Source organism: Fibrobacter sp. UWB16, from assembly GCF_900215325.1.
In the GTDB taxonomy this organism is placed as follows: Bacteria; Fibrobacterota; Fibrobacteria; order Fibrobacterales; family Fibrobacteraceae; genus Fibrobacter.
In genome coordinates, this window is record NZ_OCMS01000003.1 from 459,947 (window position 1) to 475,963 (window position 16,017).

Genomic DNA, 16,017 nt, shown 5'->3' on the forward strand with positions numbered 1-16,017 from the left:
CCCGGCTTGTCCCGCCCACCCGCCCCTAGAAAAGAAACAACGCTGCTCCAATTGAGTCTGCGCCTTTTCGTAATGCAAGCCCTCTTGCGTGTAATGATAAATGGGGGTATATTTGTAGCGACAGGACTCCCCGCACCTCTCGTTGATGTGTCCCAGTGGGAGACGTTTTTATTTTAGGGATTTTCCCAAGTAGTTGTTGTATGAGTGATGCTGAAAATAATACAAGCGATGAACTGCGTTGCGATGCTCTATTAGAAACAGACGAAGAGTTCGAACGCAAAATGGAACGCGGTTATGCCGATGCTATAGAAGACCGTGGAAAACCGATGGAAGATGTTTTCTCCGATTTGTGAATTAAAGAAAAAACCTCGGTTTATCACCGAGGTTCTTTTGTAAAGGGAGATCCCCGCCTTCGCGGGGATGACATCTTGCGGGCTTAAGCCTGCTTGTAGCTTTCGAGCGATTCCACGCGGAGGCTCTTCACAAAGTTGTAGTGCTTTGCGACTTCGGCTTCGGCGAGGTTCAGGTACACCTTCATGCTCTTGTCGAACAGTTCCGGTGCCTTGGTGGCGTCGCGGAGGAGCAACTGGGTCATCACGCAGTTGGCGGCGAGTTCGTACAAGTGACGGCTGCAGAGGTCGGTGAATTCGTTGTTTTCAACGGACTTCACGTATTCAATAGCTTCGTTGTACTTTTCGTCCATAGCCTTGGCGCGAGCCTTGAGGCTTTCGTATTCCGGGCGAACGTCCATAGCTTCGAGTTCTTCGAGCATGAGGCCGTAGCTGCCGGTGGTGATGTGCGGGAGTGCTGCAACCGTCTGGAGCTGCGTCGTACCTTCGTAAATGGAGGTGATACGAGCGTCGCGGTAGAGGCGCTGGCAAGCGTATTCAAGCATGTAGCCCGAACCGCCGTGAACCTGGATACAGTCGTAGCTGTTCTGGTTTGCGTATTCGGAGTTCATGCCCTTCGCAAGCGGCGTGCAAGCGGAAGCGAGCTTCTGGTAAAGCTTGAGTTCCTTCTTTTCGTCGTCGGTGAGCTTGCGCGTGCGTTCGATGTCTTCGAGGCACTTGTAGATATCGACGTAACGAGCTGTCTGGTACAAGAGGGCGCGACCTGCATCGAGGCGAGCCTTGATGTTCGAGATCATTTCGTAGACGGCGGGGAAGTTCACGATAGCCTGGCCGAACTGCTTACGGTCCTTGGCGTAGGCGAGAGCTTCGTTGTAAGCCATCTGGCTGATACCCACAGACTGAGCGGCAATGCCGAGGCGGGCGCCGTTCATGAGGGCCATCACGTACTTGATGAGACCGAACTTGCGGCGGCCGCAGAGTTCAGCCTTGGCGTTCTTGTAGACAAGTTCGCAAGTCGGGCTTCCGTGAATACCGAGCTTGTTTTCGATGCGGCGAACGTCAACGCCACCGTCACGCTTGTCATAAATGAACATGGAAAGACCACGACCATCGTGCGTGCCTTCTTCGGAGCGGGCGAGCACCAGGTGAATGTCGGAGTCGCCGTTCGTGATGAAGCGCTTCACGCCGTTCAAGTACCAGCACTTGTCAGCTTCGCTGTAGGTGGCCTTGAGCATCACGCGCTGCAAGTCAGAACCTGCATCCGGTTCGGTCAAGTCCATGGACATCGTTTCGCCGGCGCAGATGCGCGGGATGAAACGGGAACGCTGGTCTTCGTCGCCGAATTCATAGAGCGTTTCAATGCAGTCCTGGAGGGACCAGATGTTCTCGAAACCGGCGTCTGCAGAGGCAATCATTTCGTTGATGGCCGTGTAGGCGGTAATCGGGAAGTTGAGACCGCCAAAGCGGCGCGGCATCGTGACACCGTTGAGGCCTGCCTTGCGGGTGGCTTCGAGGTTTTCGTAGGTCTTGGATGCGTAGCGGACGCGGCCGTTTTCGCAGTGCGGGCCTTCGGCATCCACGTCTTCGGAGTTCGGGAAGACCGTGTTTGCGGTGATGTCGCCAGCGACTTCGAGCACGCGGTTGTAGTTGTCCATAGCGTCGGCAAAATCTTCCGGCGCATAGTCGAAATTGTCCTTGTCAGCAAAGCCGTTTTCCTTGAGCTCGACAATGCGCTGCATCAAGGGGCTGCTTTCGAGGTTGAATTTAATCTCGGGGTGATCTGTGTAGAAATTTGCCATAGCGCTTACTTGTTGTTTGCCTTGTAATACTTGATCATCTTCGGGAGAACTTCTTCGACGGTGCCGTTGATCACGTAATCAGCGATAGCGTTGATCGGAGCTTCGGGGTCGGAGTTCACGGAGATGATGATACCTGAATCCTGCATGCCAGCGAGGTGCTGGATCTGGCCGGAAATACCGAAAGCGATATAGACCTTCGGGCGGACCGTTACGCCAGTCTGACCGATCTGACGGTCATGATCGACGAAACCTGCGTCCACAGCGGCGCGGCTAGCACCGACTTCAGCGTGGAGTTCCTTGGCAAGTTCGAACAGCATGTCGAAGTTTTCCTTGGAGCCCATGCCGTAACCACCGGCGACCACGATCGGAGCGCCCTTGAGGTTGTGCTTGGCCTTTTCCACATGGCGTTCGAGCACCTTGACCACGTATTCCGTTTCCGGAACATACTTGGCCACGTCGTGCTTGATGACTTCGCCCTTGTAGTTCGGGTCCACGATTTCCTTCTTCATCACGCCTTCGCGGACGGTTGCCATCTGCGGGCGGTGTTCCGGGTTCACAATCGTTGCGACAATGTTACCGCCGAATGCCGGACGGATCTGGCAGAGCTGGTTTTCGTAGAACTTCTTCACGCCACCGATGCTCATTTCGAAGCTATCGATTTCGAGTTCGGTACAGTCAGCGGTAAGGCCGCTGTGCATGGCGCTGGAGATGCGCGGGCCGAGGTCACGGCCGATAACCGTTGCACCGAGCAAGCAAATCTGCGGCTGTTCTTCCTTGAAGAGGTTCACCACGAGAGATGCGTGCGGGTTGGTGGTGTAGGGGAACAGGCCTTCGGCGTCGAACACATGAACCTTGTCCACACCGTAAGGGAAAACCTGTTTTTCAATGCCATCAAGGCCCTTGCCGGCGCAAATGCACTCGAGCTGAACGCCGAGAGTGTTGGCCAACTTGCGACCCTTAGAAAGCAGTTCAAGGGAAACGTCAACGACGGTGGTTCCCTCAATTTCGCAATATACAAATACGTTATTCATAGGTTAGCCAATAATCTTCCCGTCTAAAAGTTCCTTGATAAGTCCTTCAATGTCGGCGTCGCTTGCGGAGAGCGTGCGGCTTTCCTTGGCCTTGAACACGATGTTCTTGACGGCCTTCACGTTCGTCGGCGAGCCTGCCTTACCGATCTGAGCCGGGTCGGCATCGATATCGGCTGCACCCCACTGCGGGATGTCGAGGTAGGGCTTCTTAGCGATGAGAGCTGCGTACTTGTCAGCATCTTCCGGCTTGCGTTCGGCAACTGCAGTAGCGTTCTTGAACTTCATGATGCGCTTTGCATTGCGCGGACGGCACGGAGCTGCACTGCCGTTCACGGTCACGACCAGCGGGAGCGGTGCTTCCACAGTTTCGACACCACCGTCGATGTGGCGGCGGATCACGACCTTGCGTGCCTGTTCGTCGAGCTTCAGGATTTCTTCGGCGTAAGTGACCTGAGTAAGTCCGAGCTTTTCTGCAATCTGCGGACCGACCTGTGCGGTATCGCCGTCGATAGCCTGGCGGCCACCGAGGATGATGTCGTAGTCACCGATCTTCTTCACTGCCTGGGCGAGCGTGTAGCTCGTAGCGAGCGTGTCAGCACCACCGAGCGGGCGGTCCGTCACGACGTAACCGCAGTCTGCACCGCGGTACAAAGCTTCGCGGACGACTTCGGCAGACTTCGGGAGACCCATGGTCAACACGGAGATGGTGGAACCAGGGAACTGGTCCTTCAAACGAAGGGCTTGCTCCAGGGCGTTCAGGTCTTCGGGGTTGAAGACCGCGGGCAATGCGGCACGATTGATAGTACCCTGCGGCGTCATGGCGTCCGGGCCTACGTTTCGTGTATCAGGTACTTGCTTTGCAAGCACAACGATTTTAAGACTCATATTACTATAGTGTTTTAATTTAACGGTTAATTGAAAATCCTGCTACTCTGCAAAATTTTACAAGCTACAAGATAGATTTATTAAGCCCGACGGATTTTTGAATATGCTCCGAACGGGCCGAAAATAACTCCATTTTAAGAATTGTGTAATGATTTTGTAATGTTTAGGGGCGGGCGTTAATCCGCTTTCAAAGCGAGATTCATCAAAGTTGCGAAATTCAGCTTTTTGTTTCTCGCGATGGTCAAAAATTCCTTTTCTTCTTTCGTTACGCGAATCTGAAATTTCAGCGGAGAGGCAAACTTAGTTTTTCTTCCTGCATTTTCGCGAGCGCCCCCATGTCCGAATTTCTTCTCGTATAAAGCGAGTCCAGATTTTTTCAAGTATTCTTTTTCGGAGATGATCTTTTCTCCGGCAACAACTTCGGATTCTTTCTTCTTGAAAACGAAACCTTCTGAATCTTTAACATATACATATGGCATATTAAACCTCATTTAATCTTTTGATGGCTAGCTTAATTTTGTCTTTAGGGTCTTTTGAGTCTTTTTAACAAAAACAACTCCTATTACAATAATGGCTCCGGCTTTATATTTGAACAAAGAACGTAGTTCATTCGATTTGATTTCGAAAATTTCTTTTTGAAGATGTTTTACTCGGACGAATTCGATTCCCTGTTTTTCTATGGTTTCGTACTCCTTGTTGAGAAGGTCTTTTTGAAATTGTTCAAGGGCGTTGATTTCTGTTTCTGCCGCTAGCGTTTTTTCTACGGTGAATTTCATATTAGAATATAAGTAAAGAGTTTGATTTTGTCAACATATTCAAAAAATGTGCGGAATTAAGGTGTTTTTTGCGTGTATTCATTGTATCCTTTAAAATTTTTTATAGAACCTCCGATTACTTATACACACTTTTTTCAGGTGATTGATTCACCCTTTTTATGTAAAATTTTTATCATTATGATTGTCTTCAAAAATTTCTGAATAAGGGGAGCAAAGTATGATTGCAAAAATTTTTGCGGTTGGTTCTGTGGCGGCGATGTTCTTGGTGGGCTGTTGCGATAAGCGGGCATCTTGTGAAGACTGTTCGAAATATGAAGATAAGTCCGCGGCGGTTCAAAAGTCCGCGGTAGTCTCGACTGCGGCTGTGGCGGATTCTCGCGATGGCGCGACTCTCGCCGAGCAATCCAAGCAAGCCGTACTTCCCGAGAGACCTCAAGAATCTCTTTCGCTTTGGAATGATCATGCTCCCGCGAAAGATTCTCTTGAAGCGTTTGTGCGTGCAACGACGGATTCGACTTCTCCAGATTTTATTCCGGCGGAACGCCGCATTGCTGTTTTCGATTGGGATGGCACGCTGTTCCTCGAAACAGCTCCGACGTATTTTGACTGGATGCTTTTTGAACACCGCGTTCTTGACGATTCCACTTACAAGCCTTCGAAAAAGCAGTTAAAGGCGGCTCGCGAGGGCCGCGAAAAGAAGATTTTCCCGGGGCTGAGCGCAGAGCGCGAACGCATGGTGGCCGAGGCTTACAAGGGTATGACGCTTCCGGAATTCGAAGCGTATGTCCGTGCGTTTATGCAAGAACCACAGCCGGGCTTTACGGGACTCAAACGCGGCGATGCCTATTACAAGCCTATGGTCGAAGTGGTGAAATTCTTGACGGCGAACGGCTTCACGGTTTATGTGAGCAGTGGCACGGAACGCTATACGATGCGTCCGGTCGTTGTTGACGGTCTCGGTCTTCCGCCCAAACAAATTATCGGTTCCGATGTGGTCGTAGTGTCGAGCAACCAAAAAGGTGCGGACGGTCTTGCATACACATTCCAGAATGGCGACAATCTCGTGCTTGCGGGGCAGAGCATTATTAAGAATTTGCAGACGAACAAGGTGACGACTCTCGCGAGTGAAATCGGTTACCAGCCGGTACTTGCCTTTGGCAACAGCGGCACGGATGCAAGCCTCTTGAATTATGCAATTTCTAACAACAAGTACAGATCAATGGGCTTCATGTTGCTTTGCGATGACCTGGAACGCGAATATGGCAATGAGGCGAAAGCCGAAAAAATGCGCACTGCAAGCGAAAAGTACGGATGGATTCCCGTGTCCATGAAAAACGACTGGAAGACTATTTACGGGGATGGTGTCCAGAAGGCAAAATAAAATGCGCAGCGGTCGCCGCGCATTTCGCTTGTCGTGCCGAAATTTGCACGTGCATTGTTACTTCGCAATTTCCACGTACGCGCCTTTAGGCAGGTCGGGCATTTCGCCCGATTCTGTTCTTTGACCGACGGGCTTTCCGAGCGCATTGAAAATCATGTTTCCGGGCTTGCCGCGTTTTGAACTGCGAATGTTTGAAATCCTCGTCGTCTTTTGCGGTATCGTGACCGTGATTTCAAAAGTGACTTGCTTGCTTTCGTAAACGACCGCTTGTCGCACAACAAAAGAATCTCCGGCTTTGACCTTATTCGGCATGTGGCCGATTTTTGTGGTCATTGTCGAAAGGTCTACGTTAGAATAAACGATGCTTGAACCGTTCGGATCCCAGGCAACGATTTTGCCGTCCTTGTCAAACCAATGTCCGGTCCCTTCGCCGGTGGTGCGGCTGTTGAGTGTTCCGTCGGGATCTATGCCGTAGAATTTGACTTTATCTGCGATTTCGCTTTTCTTGATGCCCAATATTTTTGCAACTTCATCGCCCTTCAAGTCTAACGTCACGTAAGCGTAATTGTCGCTAATGGGGAGTGTCGTTTCCAGTGCGATTTTCTGGACCGTGATTTCGACAGAGCTGCTGGAACTTTTCGGTGGCGTCACGCTGGATGAACTGGACGAACTTGAAACAACTGGTGCACTTGATGAACTCGACGCAATCCCTGTTGAACTTGACGATTCTTGTGCTGGGCAGTTTCCGCCGATGCAGAACGTTAGCGTTTCTCCGGGCGTTCCAATGTCCGTAATCTTGAGTCCTGTTTTGGCTCCGCTATACCAGCGGATGGCGGGATACTTCTCGTCCGAAAATTCGGGATAGGCGTTGTATTTGAAGAACGTATTGGCTGTACTGCCAGGGCTTGGCCATTGGTCAGAAACGTTATCCGTAGATTTTCCCGCGGCGCTTGCATGTACGATCCTCAACCCGAGTTTATCCGAAGCGGAGTTGCCTTCGATTGAAAAATCGTAATGTTGCATCAAGAGACCGCTGCCTTTTAGCACTTGGTTGCGGCCCGTGTTCCGTACGTAAGACCATACCAAGCCTTCCTGGTTTGGCCTTGCGGGGTTCTTATAACGGTAGCAGACTTCGCCGGGCTTTGTGGTTTCGAGGCTCACGTCGTTGCTGGTTACGTCCACAAAGGGAATCCAGCCTTGGTCCGCGCGGTAAAAGTCGTTGATGGCGACTGGGTTCAAATCATGCGCACGGTTGCCCATGGTGCAGTAATCGCCGTACCAATAAAGGTCCGGCCAGCCAAAAATCATGTGTCCCGATTCATGCACAAAGACGTAAATGGAAAACTTGCCGGGCATGTCCGTCATTTGATGATGCGTGAGCCGGACTCCGTCGCGTCTTTCGTTGGACCATCCGGAATGCGGCCAAAGGCCTTGTCCCCATGTTTGTCCGGGGCCTGCGTAGACGATGTTGATGGCTTCGGTGGTGCCGTCCTTGTCATTGTCGTAGCGCGAATAATCCACCTGCGAATCGAAATACGCGAATACTTCTTTCATGAGCGAATCCGATCCCGTGTATCCTTGCAGGCTTTCGTACCAGGACTTTGGATGCTTTGCGCGATACCAGCCGAAAACTTCGTTGGTGAGGTCGAGCTGCCCGTTTGAAACATCTAGATAGTAGTCGCGCACGGATCCGTTACAGCCGTCCCTGTTGAACCCTTCCTTGTTCAGCCATTCTTCAACATCGGCTACTGAGACGGGCGCCTTCTGGTCTGAAAAATCGACGAGGAGCGTGAGACTGTAAATTTTGCCCTTTGGGGCTGCATAATGGCTCTTGTTTTGTGTGACAGGCGTTCGTGCCAAGAGAAAACTTGGCTTGCCTGCGCTTTGGTTGTTGAATGTCGGCCGAGCCTCTTCGGGCCACTCCTGGACTCTTTTCCCTTGATAAACGATGTCGGCAAAAAGCATCGTCGGGAGCAATAATATGCTCGATAATAGGCCAAATATAATTTTGGTTTTCATAAAAACATCCCTTTCCCTTTAATCCATTTTTAGAAATACATTAATTTGCGGCAAGAAGGCGTTTCGTATGAAAAAAAGCAGAGGAAAACGAGTAAGGCATCGTGTATTACGACCGAAATATTTTAGAAATGAATTTTTTTTTAAATTTTTTTGAAAGGAGTGTTGATATGAAATTTTTGCTGCATTTCGCTGCTTGTGCCTTGACGATTTTCCTTGTTTCGTGCAGTGATGGAGGAAATACCACTGTATATGTAGAATCTCCGGGGTTTGCCGATATTCCGAAAGGGGGATCGTTGCCTAGATGCTCTTTAGAGAATGTCGGTGAATTGTATTTTGTTGCGGATTCCAATGCGTTGTTCTGCTGTGCCAATGAAAAATGGAACAAGGTTGTTCAGAATCATAGATCCACAGATACGGTTTATCATGATCTCGAAACTAGGATTTATACGCTGGTCGAGAGCGATACGGTCTATTTGGGATCGAAAGATACGCTGGATGTTGGCTGCACGATGAAAGCGGACACTACGGATTATCATCTGATTACGGTGATGTGCGGTACGGATACTTTTTCTGTATGGGACCACGGTGCTGGTGCGCGGTTGGCAAAATGGGGGGAGCCGCTGGTGGATTCCCGAGATGGAAATTCGTACAAAACCGTTGTCATTGGCACCCAAACTTGGATGGCGGAAAACTTGAAATTCAAAGCGGATTCTGTTTGGCTGGAATACAGCTGGCTTACGGCTATGAATTTCCCGGAAGGTTGCGATGGAACCTCTTATTGCGAACTGGGGGAAAAGCCGCAGGGAGTTTGTCCGGATGGCTGGCATATCCCGAGTGCTGACGAGTGGAATATTTTGGCGGATTACGTGGATGCTCGTAATGGCGATGAATCTGTTCCAAGGGACTTGGCTGCAACTAGCGTAAATAAAAAATTTCCTGGAAATGATTTATTTGGTTTTGGCATGGATAATGTGACGATGACATCGACGCAGACGGAAGATAGCTTGTTCTATGTGGCCGTGTTGTGGGGGACAGAAAATACCCCTGGCTATAAACTGGATATATCGTTGCGGTATGGTAAATCGAATGCAAAAAGCCTTTATTATGCTGTACGTTGCTTAAAGAATGATTGATGGGTGGACTTTGTTATGAAAAAGAATTATTTATTTGTACTTTCTTTGCTGTGGGTTGTAGGCTGTGGAGATGATCCCTCGACGGAATATATTCCTGTTCATGCAACAGCGATGGTCGGCGAGACGCAGAAGAACCTTCCGAAATGCGATGCTCAGAATGAGGGCAAGGTGGCTTATGTCATGGATTCGGGAGAACTGTTCTACTGCTTGGATGGTGCGTGGAAATCTTCTATTCAAGGTGCTGAAACGAGGGATTCCTTTTTTGTTTTCGAATCGACCTATATTGCAAAGACAGTGAAGGATTCCGTCTATATTGGGAATGCTGGATCCATAGGAAATTTATGCACTGCAGAACCGGATACGACGAATTACCATGTCACAAAAGTTACATGCGGAAAGTCGGAGTTCTATGTGGAAAATCGTCTAGCTCATACGATTTCAACTCAGTACGGGGCGGATTTGGTAGATCCCCGCGATAAGAAAAAGTACAAGACCGTTATTATTGGCTCGCAGACGTGGATGGCAGAAAACCTCCAGTATGAGGTGGAAGGGAGTACTTGCCTTTCGGACTCTGTAGGCTATTGCGAAAAATACGGTCGCGTCTATAATTTAAATGCGGCGCTGGTGGCTTGCCCGGACGGATGGCGTTTGCCGAATCGCAGTGATATTGATACTCTCGTTAAATTTGTGGATGCCCATAATGGTGGCTATTCGGCGACTCAGGACCTAGTGGCTAGGGATGTTTGGAAATCTGGGGAGAAGGCTTATGACGTCTTTAGCTTTTCGATTTTACCTGCTGGATACAGGACGGAGCTTGGATCGGCTTATACGGGACAGTTTGCCGGATTTTGGCTTACTCCAGACATGGATCCGAGGGCTAATATGTGCTGGCTTAAAGAACACGCTGGAATTTATTCGGGCAATGACAACAATACGCTTCTTGAAAAATACACCGTTTGCGATGTAAGAACGCAATTATCGGTCCGTTGTCTTAAAAATAAAAATTAGGAAATTTATATGAAATATTTATATGTGTTGACTTTTTGTTTTGCCTTGCTTTTGGTATCCTGTTCTGAAGAAAATATCACAAGAACGGAATCTGAGGGCATGGCCTCGTTTTCTTCGAAAAGCCTTCCCGAATGCGCTTCAGGTTATGCTGGGAAGATTGTCCTCACGACCGATACGAAGGAACTTCTCCTTTGCACGGAGGAAGGATGGAAACCGCTTGCGGTCAGGGAAATTTCGCGGAAGGATTCTTTAGTCACTCAGAAGGATTCTAGTTTTGAGGAAAAGGGGACCGTGAAGCACGTGTCTGCGGACGATATTGAGTCGTGTGCTGTGTCGCATGATTCGCAGGATGTTCATATCGTGACTCTTGATTGCGGCTCGTTTAAGGTTATTGCCGATGATGCGGAATCTCGCGAGAAGATGATTGTTCCGGGCAAGGACATCTTGGATGTGCGTGATTCCCAGACTTACAGGACTATCGTCATGGGAACCCAGACATGGATGCGTGATGACATGAACTATGAGGTTGAAGAGAGTTCCTGCGACTGGGATTCTTGTGGTGCTTTCCCAAGGGATTATTCATGGGCTGCTGCCATGACTGTTTGCCCCGAAGGAACGCACTTGCCGAGCGTGGATGAGTTTAAGACGTTGTTTGCTTATGTCGATTCTATCAATGGAAATACATCGGTTGGTGCGGATTTGCGTTCTCGCAATTACAGGGATTATCGCTATCGCGGTTTGGATTCCTTTGGTTTCAATGCTACTGGTTCTTCATCTTATGGCTATGCGGAGTATTGGACATCGGTAGAAGTTGACGAGGAAAAAGCGAATTATGCTTTTTTTCAGGGATACGCTTCGTTCGGGAACAAGGAAAAAAAATCCCGTATTCCGGTTCGATGCATTCTTGATAAGTAAAGCGGAACTCCGACGGTTAAATATTGTCATTAACGATTAGATGTTTAGGCCATCGGTGGGGTGGAAACTCTTTCCGCTTTTTATTACATTTTTTACGTGAATAGAGGTCTCGTTATTCTAGGTAACAGCGAATGAACTAGCGACGATTCCTAAAATCTACACTTTAACTCATTACTATCGACAACGGCTAACAACTATGTCTAAATTCAAACGCATTCTTCTCAAGCTCAGTGGCGAAGCCCTCGCAGGCGAAAAGGGCCACGGTATCGATAATCAGATTCTTTCTGACATGGCCTCCGAAATTGCATCCATCGTCAAGCAGGGTGTGCAAGTCGCTCTCGTGATTGGCGGCGGCAACCTCGTCCGTGGCATTTCTGCTTCTGCTGGTGGCATGAACCGTGCCCAGGGCGATGCTATGGGCATGCTCGGCACTGTGATGAACGGCCTTGCCATGCAGGACGCTCTCGACAAGCAGGGCATCGACTCCGTCGTGATGTCCGCTATCCGCATGGAACCGGTCTGCGAATTCTTCGACCGCCGCAAGGCTCTCAAGCTCCTCTCTGCTGGCTCCGTGGTCATCTTCTCTGCTGGTACGGGCAATCCGTTCTTCACGACGGACAGCTGTGCTGCTCTCCGCGCGATCGAAAGCGAATGCGACGTGATCATGAAGGCCACCAAGGTCGATGGCATCTACACTGCAGACCCGGTCAAGGACCCTACGGCTACCCGCTTCGACGACATCAGCTACAAGGAAGTCATCTCTCGCGGCCTCAAGGTCATGGACACCGCTGCCGTTGCTCTCTGCATGGAAAACAACATGCCCATCTTCGTTTTCAAGATGGAAAAGGGCAACCTCACGCGCGCTGCCATCAATGGCGACCTCGGCACGCTCGTCCACTGCTAATAAAAGTCGCTTACGCGAAAAAACGAAACCCTCGCATTTTTGCGAGGGTCGTTTTGTTTTATTCTAGAGTCATCTTCGCGGCTTCGGTCGCGTGGATGATGGTTGTGTCGTAGGTGGGGAGCACGCTATCTTTTGCGCTGATGAGCATGCCGATTTCGGTACAGCCGAGAATCACGCCTTCGGCGCCGCGGTTCTTCATTTCTGTAATGATTCTCTGGTATTCCTTGCGGGATGAATCAAGAATTTTGCCGAGGCAGAGCTCGTTGAAAATGACATCGTTTACGAGTTCGATGTCTTGGGCGTCAGGCGTCATGACTTCGAGACCGGCTTCTATGAGACGGTTCTTGATGAAGTCTTGCGTCATCGTGAATTTGGTGCCGAGGAGGGCAACTTTCTTGATGTTGTCGCGTTTGATGCAGTTGGCGGTCGCATCGGCAATATGCAAAATCGGGATGCGGATTTCTTTTTCGATTTGCGGGACGAGCTTGTGCATGGTGTTGGTCGCGATGACGATAAGGTCGGCGCCGGCGATTTCGAGGCGTTTGGCCGCATCCGAAAGAATCTTGGCGTTTCCGTCCCAGTTTCCGCTGGACATATTTGCTTCGAGTTCGGCAAAGTCCACATTGTACATCATGATTTTTGCGCTGTGGAATCCGCCGAGCGCTTTTGCAACTTCTGCATTTGATCGATACTGTAATAGCGGTACCCCGTCAAGTTGTCCACATCGTGAGGCAATAGCAGACCTTTCTGTTCGTAGTGACGCAAAGTCTTTACAGTAACTTGCATCAACTGCGAGAACTCTCCGATTTTAAGTTTGGTTTTGTAGTTTGTCATCGTACGATTTTGGTTTAGATTCGAATCTGCTTAAAATATAAGGTCTGCTCTAAGGGACGAGTCAAGGGGTTTTGTTGAAAAAATTTGCCTCCAGTTTCATTACTCTTACGGGTCGGTCGGAACCTACCGCAAGGCTTGCACATAAAGTTTCTTTGCCGGTGTCGGCGAATCCGCATTTTTCCATCGCGCGGCCCGACGATGGATTGTCGAGAAAGTAATCGCCCCAAAGTGCGGTAAAGCCTTTCACGCGGATGCAGTAGTCTATCATCAACTTCAATGCATCAGTACAAATTCCTTTGTTCCAGTAAGGCTTTGCAATCCAGTAACCGGCTTCGGCCTCGTTCTCGCCGATGTCGATGTTGCTTTCGCCTTTGAGCAGGTAACCGACGCAACCGATGGGTTCTCCCGTCTCTTTCAGCTCGATGGCCCACATGTGATCACCGCCGAAAATCGTGCGGATGATTTGCAGGCTTTCTTCTACGGATTTGTGCGGTTCCCAACCGGCGCGCGGTCCTATATCCGGGTCACTTGCGTATTTGAAAAGTGCTTCGGCATCACATTCGCGCCAAGGGCGCAGTAAAATTCTATTCGTTTCCATCATTTAATAACCTGATAACGTAGTCTCAAATAAGAGTCTTGTAAAGCTGTGCAGTCCATCAGTTTCAATGCACAGAGCTTGTGAAGTTCTTCTACGGATTTTAGCGAATTCCCGTCAATCAACGTAGCGGTCTCTTTTCCGCCAATCAAAACTGGTGCCACTACAATATCGATAAAGTCAAATAACTTTTCCCGCAAAAAGAGTCCGTTGATTGTACCGCCTGATTGCACCGTCAGCCGCTCGCAACCATAATCCGCTTTCAGGCTTGCAAGGGCTCTGTGCAAGTCTAATTCTTTTTGGTATATGATGTGTAAGTTTTCTTCGTGAACTGAAAACGCGGGGTGCTTCGGATTCGATGTGATTAAAACAAAAGTCTTGGACCTCGCACAAAAATAGCGGATGCCATGTTCGGTCAGGTGCGTGTTGTCCAAAAGAACGAACGATACCGGCGACTTGGTTGGCATTTCTTTATGGTTACAGCCCATTTTTTGCTGGACGCGGCCCGTGTTGAATGACCACAAGTCGGTTGTCTGCTCGATTTCGTAATACTGGTGCAGCCCTTCCTTGACGCCTTCGATATGCGGAAAATCCTGGTCTACGTCCAACGCGTCCGTAGAACCTGTGCTGATTTTACCATCAACGGACATTAGCATGAACAAAGTGGTAATCGGACGATTCATTTCTTATAAGTCTCGAAAAAATGTTGCAGGTGCTTTTGGATGATTTTTAACGATTCCTTTTTGCAGTTGGGCTGCCTATCGACTTTCGAAAGCAATATCACGACAGGTGCCGTAATTTCTAGCGCGAGCAACGCAGAGTCGCCTTTGGCTAGAATGCCCTTTTGCATCATCCCTTCGATAATTGCCTGGTACATTTTTTGAATGCCTTCGATTTGATGGCGCGTCGTGATTTCGGCGAGGCGCTCGTTGCGGAACTGTTCCTGCACTAGAAAAATGCGCATTTTACGAATCATCGGATCGCTCATGGTAAAGCGGATTTTTTCGACCGTTTCGTGAATGAACTCGTCGATGCTATTGGGAATCTTGCCGATATTCTTGTCGGAGCCGAAATTCTCTTCGTAACGGTTTTCCGCTGTATCTATGAGCGTATTCAGAATGTCTTCTTTGCCCTTGAAGTGCTTGTAGAGTGATGGCGCCTTGATGCCTACGTCTTGGGCAATCTGTTCCATACTCGTCCCGTTATAACCGTTCTCGGCAAAAAGTGTCAGGGCGGTTTCGAGGATTTTTTCTTTTGTGGACATAGGCTGGTCTCCGCGCGGTTTCCTGTAGTGAATGCTGGCTAATGACTATTAGCTTCTTGTGCTCGGAAATTTAGCTAATGAACATTAGCCTGGCAAGTGAAGGCGGCTTTTGATGATCGGCAAATCGATATTGAAATGAAATACCAAAAAACCGTGTTCTAGGAATACGGCTGTGTTCTGAAAATATGTCTTCATTTTTGAAAAATGATAAAAACTTCTTATTTTCGAAAAATTTAAGGCATTTTGTGTCCTAAAAATGTTGCCAATGTGGTATGTAAATAGGTATTTTATTAGTATGAAGCCAATGATTGAATACATCGATTATCGAAAAGTCATCCAAGACTTTTATGACGAAAAAAAGCGAACTTCTGCTTTTTCATGGCGTGATTTTGCTAAGTCTGCCGGTTTTGCTTCTGCAGTTTTTCTTAAGTACGTTTGCGAAGGAAAAAAGAATCTGAGCAAAGCGGCAGCATCATCAGTTGCTTCTGCAATGGGACTTTCTGAATTTGATGCCGCTTATTTTAACACTATGGTTGCTTACGGTTCTGCAAAAAATGAAAGCGACAAGGTAAAGGCTTATGAGGAATTGTGCTCTATGGCGAACCAGCGAAAGGTTAGAACGCTCGGTGCAAATGAGTATGATTACTTCAGGTCCTGGAAAAACTCTGTTATCCGCGAATTAGCTCCGGCAATGCCTGGCGCAAAGCCTTTTGAAATGGCTAAAGCCTGTAAACCGTTGATTTCTGCGAATGATGTTGACTCCACTCTGAATTTTTTGGAAAGGAGCGGGTTGCTTGTCAAAGACGGCAATGATGTCTACCATCAAACGGACAAGACTATTTCTATTGGCGCCGTCGATGTGATTCCTGCGGCTGCTAGGAATTTGCAGCGTCAAATGGGTGAGCTTGCTTTAGATGCCGTCAGCTTGCCTCCTTCTGAGAGAAGTATGTCGGGCATTACCATGGGCATAACCCGTCAAGGGTATGAGCGGATTGTGAAGGCTCTTACGGAATTTCGCAAACAGGTTTTGAATATCATCTCCAAAGACGGTGATACGGAACAGGTTTATCGATTGAATTTTCAATTTTTCCCACTTACAGAAAAAGTTAGAGGAGAACGTTAA

General features: G+C 48.8%; 18 protein-coding genes. 7 read left to right on the forward strand and 11 right to left on the reverse strand.

What is annotated here, in order from left to right; all coding sequences use genetic code 11:
* The first annotated feature begins 200 nt into the window (after nt 1-200).
* On the forward strand, nt 201-353 hold the full coding sequence (locus CRN95_RS14845) for a hypothetical protein (protein WP_159462313.1): 153 nt from the start codon (nt 201-203) through the stop codon (nt 351-353).
* A gap of 83 nt (nt 354-436) precedes the next feature.
* On the opposite strand, the gene CRN95_RS11660 is transcribed toward CRN95_RS14845, so the two are convergent.
* From CRN95_RS11660 to CRN95_RS11680, 5 genes are all read right to left on the reverse strand, one after another.
* Nucleotides 437-2,149 (reverse strand): acyl-CoA dehydrogenase family protein, encoded by a 1,713-nt coding sequence (locus tag CRN95_RS11660; RefSeq protein WP_014545690.1) that lies wholly within the window; start codon nt 2,147-2,149, stop codon nt 437-439.
* 5 nt (nt 2,150-2,154) lie between these two features.
* Nucleotides 2,155-3,180: an electron transfer flavoprotein subunit alpha/FixB family protein gene (locus tag CRN95_RS11665; protein ID WP_072827777.1), complete on the reverse strand. Its 1,026-nt coding sequence runs from the start codon at nt 3,178-3,180 to the stop codon at nt 2,155-2,157.
* 3 nt (nt 3,181-3,183) lie between these two features.
* Nucleotides 3,184-4,065: an electron transfer flavoprotein subunit beta/FixA family protein gene (locus CRN95_RS11670; protein ID WP_014545688.1), complete on the reverse strand. Its 882-nt coding sequence runs from the start codon at nt 4,063-4,065 to the stop codon at nt 3,184-3,186.
* A gap of 176 nt (nt 4,066-4,241) precedes the next feature.
* On the reverse strand, nt 4,242-4,544 hold the full coding sequence (locus tag CRN95_RS11675) for a hypothetical protein (RefSeq protein ID WP_088631361.1): 303 nt from the start codon (nt 4,542-4,544) through the stop codon (nt 4,242-4,244).
* A gap of 27 nt (nt 4,545-4,571) precedes the next feature.
* The gene (locus tag CRN95_RS11680; protein ID WP_097020993.1) at nt 4,572-4,841 is read right to left on the reverse strand and encodes a type II toxin-antitoxin system RelE/ParE family toxin; all 270 of its coding nucleotides are present in this window, start codon (nt 4,839-4,841) and stop codon (nt 4,572-4,574) included.
* Nucleotides 4,842-5,058: 217 nt separating this feature from the next.
* On the opposite strand from CRN95_RS11680, the gene CRN95_RS11685 reads away from it, so the two are divergent.
* The gene (locus CRN95_RS11685) at nt 5,059-6,222 is read left to right on the forward strand and encodes an HAD family phosphatase (protein ID WP_097020994.1); all 1,164 of its coding nucleotides are present in this window, start codon (nt 5,059-5,061) and stop codon (nt 6,220-6,222) included.
* Between the two features lie 57 nt (nt 6,223-6,279).
* On the opposite strand, the gene CRN95_RS11690 is transcribed toward CRN95_RS11685, so the two are convergent.
* Nucleotides 6,280-8,241 (reverse strand): M6 family metalloprotease domain-containing protein, encoded by a 1,962-nt coding sequence (locus CRN95_RS11690; RefSeq protein WP_097020995.1) that lies wholly within the window; start codon nt 8,239-8,241, stop codon nt 6,280-6,282.
* A gap of 167 nt (nt 8,242-8,408) precedes the next feature.
* Here CRN95_RS11690 and CRN95_RS11695 point away from each other — a divergent pair, with 167 nt between their 5' ends.
* The 4 genes from CRN95_RS11695 to pyrH all read left to right on the forward strand — a co-directional run bounded on the left by CRN95_RS11695 (nt 8,409) and on the right by pyrH (nt 12,201).
* Nucleotides 8,409-9,374 (forward strand): FISUMP domain-containing protein, encoded by a 966-nt coding sequence (locus CRN95_RS11695; RefSeq protein WP_159462314.1) that lies wholly within the window; start codon nt 8,409-8,411, stop codon nt 9,372-9,374.
* 15 nt (nt 9,375-9,389) lie between these two features.
* Nucleotides 9,390-10,382: an FISUMP domain-containing protein gene (locus CRN95_RS11700; protein ID WP_097020997.1), complete on the forward strand. Its 993-nt coding sequence runs from the start codon at nt 9,390-9,392 to the stop codon at nt 10,380-10,382.
* 9 nt (nt 10,383-10,391) lie between these two features.
* Nucleotides 10,392-11,297 (forward strand): FISUMP domain-containing protein, encoded by a 906-nt coding sequence (locus CRN95_RS11705; RefSeq protein WP_097020998.1) that lies wholly within the window; start codon nt 10,392-10,394, stop codon nt 11,295-11,297.
* 196 nt (nt 11,298-11,493) lie between these two features.
* Nucleotides 11,494-12,201 (forward strand): UMP kinase, encoded by a 708-nt coding sequence (pyrH, locus tag CRN95_RS11710; protein WP_097020999.1) that lies wholly within the window; start codon nt 11,494-11,496, stop codon nt 12,199-12,201.
* Nucleotides 12,202-12,259: 58 nt separating this feature from the next.
* Here pyrH and CRN95_RS11715 read toward each other — a convergent pair whose 3' ends face one another.
* The 5 genes from CRN95_RS11715 to CRN95_RS11735 all read right to left on the reverse strand — a co-directional run bounded on the left by CRN95_RS11715 (nt 12,260) and on the right by CRN95_RS11735 (nt 14,894).
* The gene (locus tag CRN95_RS11715) at nt 12,260-12,835 is read right to left on the reverse strand and encodes an aspartate/glutamate racemase family protein (RefSeq protein ID WP_235003012.1); all 576 of its coding nucleotides are present in this window, start codon (nt 12,833-12,835) and stop codon (nt 12,260-12,262) included.
* Entirely contained in the window at nt 12,832-13,035 is a 204-nt protein-coding gene (locus tag CRN95_RS15035) for a MerR family DNA-binding transcriptional regulator (RefSeq protein WP_235003013.1), read from the reverse strand. Before CRN95_RS15035 ends, CRN95_RS11715 begins: the two co-directional genes overlap by 4 nt.
* Nucleotides 13,036-13,096: 61 nt before the next feature.
* Nucleotides 13,097-13,636, reverse strand: coding sequence for a GNAT family N-acetyltransferase (locus CRN95_RS11725; protein ID WP_235003014.1), 540 nt, complete (start codon nt 13,634-13,636; stop codon nt 13,097-13,099).
* Nucleotides 13,633-14,313, reverse strand: coding sequence for a dihydrofolate reductase family protein (locus tag CRN95_RS11730; RefSeq protein ID WP_097021001.1), 681 nt, complete (start codon nt 14,311-14,313; stop codon nt 13,633-13,635). The genes CRN95_RS11725 and CRN95_RS11730 overlap by 4 nt, the downstream gene beginning before the upstream one ends.
* On the reverse strand, nt 14,310-14,894 hold the full coding sequence (locus tag CRN95_RS11735; RefSeq protein WP_097021002.1) for a TetR/AcrR family transcriptional regulator: 585 nt from the start codon (nt 14,892-14,894) through the stop codon (nt 14,310-14,312). Before CRN95_RS11735 ends, CRN95_RS11730 begins: the two co-directional genes overlap by 4 nt.
* Nucleotides 14,895-15,198: 304 nt before the next feature.
* On the opposite strand from CRN95_RS11735, the gene CRN95_RS11740 reads away from it, so the two are divergent.
* Nucleotides 15,199-16,017, forward strand: coding sequence for a TIGR02147 family protein (locus tag CRN95_RS11740; protein ID WP_235003015.1), 819 nt, complete (start codon nt 15,199-15,201; stop codon nt 16,015-16,017).